Source organism: Mesorhizobium sp. M7A.F.Ca.CA.002.09.1.1, from assembly GCF_003998555.1.
Classification (GTDB): domain Bacteria; phylum Pseudomonadota; class Alphaproteobacteria; order Rhizobiales; family Rhizobiaceae; genus Mesorhizobium; species Mesorhizobium ciceri.
The window spans coordinates 1-2,102 of sequence record NZ_RZRR01000938.1 but is presented as its reverse complement, the minus strand read 5'-3'; the positions used below and the strand labels follow the sequence as shown (position 1 = coordinate 2,102).

The following is a 2,102-nucleotide window of genomic DNA, read 5'->3' as shown; positions in this document are numbered from 1 at the left end:
GTCCCGGCATCGGCAATCTCACTTTCGACGCCACTCACCGCGAGTTCTTTGCGTCCGATCTCGACACCGGCCTGATCCATCGCATCGACGCCGAAGGCAGACTGATCGACAGCTTCGATCACGGCGTTGCCGGCCGGCCCACGCATGGGCTCGCTCCCGTCGCCGACGATGGTTCGGTGATGGACATACAAGGTGCCGCCTTCGATAGCGAAGACCCCGACAGCTGGGGCTACACGCAGGACGAGCGCCGCGTCTGGGGTGTCTCCTACCATGGCGGCCGGCTCTACTATTCGGTCGGCGAAAAGTCGGAAATCTGGTCGGTGGGCATCGCCCGCGACGGCAGTTTTGCCGGTGACCCGCGCTGGGAACTGACGGTCAGGGCCGACAAGGACTACGCCGTCACCGACATCGCCTTCGACAACAGCGGCTTCATGTACCTGGCCCAGCGCGGTCCGGTCGAAAACCGTTACGATTACGGCCAGTTCGCCGATTCCGGTAAAGGCGAGGTCATCCGCTACTTCCGGGAGAACCCGGACGATCCGGAAACGGAATCGGTCTGGGTCGAAGTGCCGCAGGAATATGCGGTCGGCTTCCCCCAAGGCAACCGGCAGTCGGCCGGCGGTCTTGATCTGCAATATGGCTATGATGCCGACGGCAATCTCGACAGCTCCGTCTGCACGCAGACGCTGGTCAACACGGGCGACAAGCTGCGCGACAATCCTTCACTCGCCGAACAGCTCGCAGCCGGCGGGCCGCTGGCCGTACACGGTGTGCAGATCACGCCGAAAGAGCTGGTCAAGCCGGCCAATGTGCCGCCCTTCGGCTCATGGTTCGTCGACTTCGACGGTTATTTCGAAGACCCGGAGGTCGAGGGCCATGTCGGCGATGTTGCCGTCTGGCACCCTTGCGAGGGCCGCGCCGGCTATTACGAGGAAATCCCGGGCGGCTACCTGCCCCCCTTCTACCCGCCGGATTTCCCACCACCCGGCAACCTGCCTCCATGTCTCGACGTCGACGACGTCCAGTATTACTGCACGCCTTCCGGCCTCGAGGCCGATCTCTATCTCCATGACCATGCCGGCTTCGGCGGCGATTCGATCAAGGTCCAGTCCAGGACGCCAGGCGTCGGGGTGACATCATCCCAGTCGCATGCGCCCGGCAAGCCCTACACGATCGACATCACCGGCCACTATCCGGGCGACACAGTCGATGTCGGGCTCTGCTTCTACAGGAAGTCCGACAAGGACAAGGGTGGCTATTACCCTTGCTGCAAGATGACTTTGCCGCTCAGAACCCCAGCCGCCAGCTGCGAACGTTGAGGAGGGGAAGATGAAAAATCTCGCACTCTCCCCGCTCGCAACGAACGCCCAAACAACCGTCATGGAGACGATCATGAAACCCCTGTCATACGCCAGGCGCGGCGCGCGCTGGCTGATGGCGGCCGGTATCGCGGTCGCCACGTTCACCCCGGTGCAAGGCTTTGCAGAAGACGCTGCCTCGATCACCCCGGAGCTGAAGCTCGATCTCGACAGTTCGCGCGTCGTCACTCCGAGGCCTGACCAGGTGGTGCCTTTCTTCACCAAGACAGGCGTTCAAAGAGGCTGCGATTACGTCGTCTACTCGCTGAGCTTCGGCTTGCGCGGCGATCCGCAGGGCCTTGCCGACCCGAGCCTCGAGGCCAGGCTGAAGAAGGTCAGGATCGACTTCAAGGACCAGCTTCCGCACGGCCTTGCGATCATCAACGTCAACGTGTCCGGCGACGGCACGGATTCGTCCGGCGGACCACTGCCGGGTGCAACGATCAGCACTTCGGCAAATCCGAACGATACTGCCACGGTTTCCGATTTCCGCATCTCCACGTCCGATGTCGACGGCGTCGGCGCTGCCAACGAGCGTGTGATCAACTTCGCGATCACGGCCAAGATCGATCGTGCGGCATTTCCCGCGCCGACGATCGTCGACAACCAGGGCATGATCAAGGTGACGGCCGGACCGGGCACCGGGACCATCATCCCATCGCAGGATCCGAGCAAGCCCGACGACGGTGACTTCAAGACCGGCGTGAAGACCTCGATCAAGATCGACGTCACCAAGTGCAATCC

Annotated in this window: 1 protein-coding gene and 1 pseudogene; both read left to right on the top strand. The window is 62.7% G+C overall.

Annotated features, from left to right (window positions below):
- Nucleotides 1-1,319 (top strand): hypothetical protein (locus tag EN994_RS28610; protein WP_127308015.1); only part of this gene is annotated, 1,319 nt, incomplete at its 5' end.
- A gap of 10 nt (nucleotides 1,320-1,329) precedes the next feature.
- Nucleotides 1,330-2,102: pseudogene (locus EN994_RS28605) on the top strand (hypothetical protein); the annotation flags it as partial.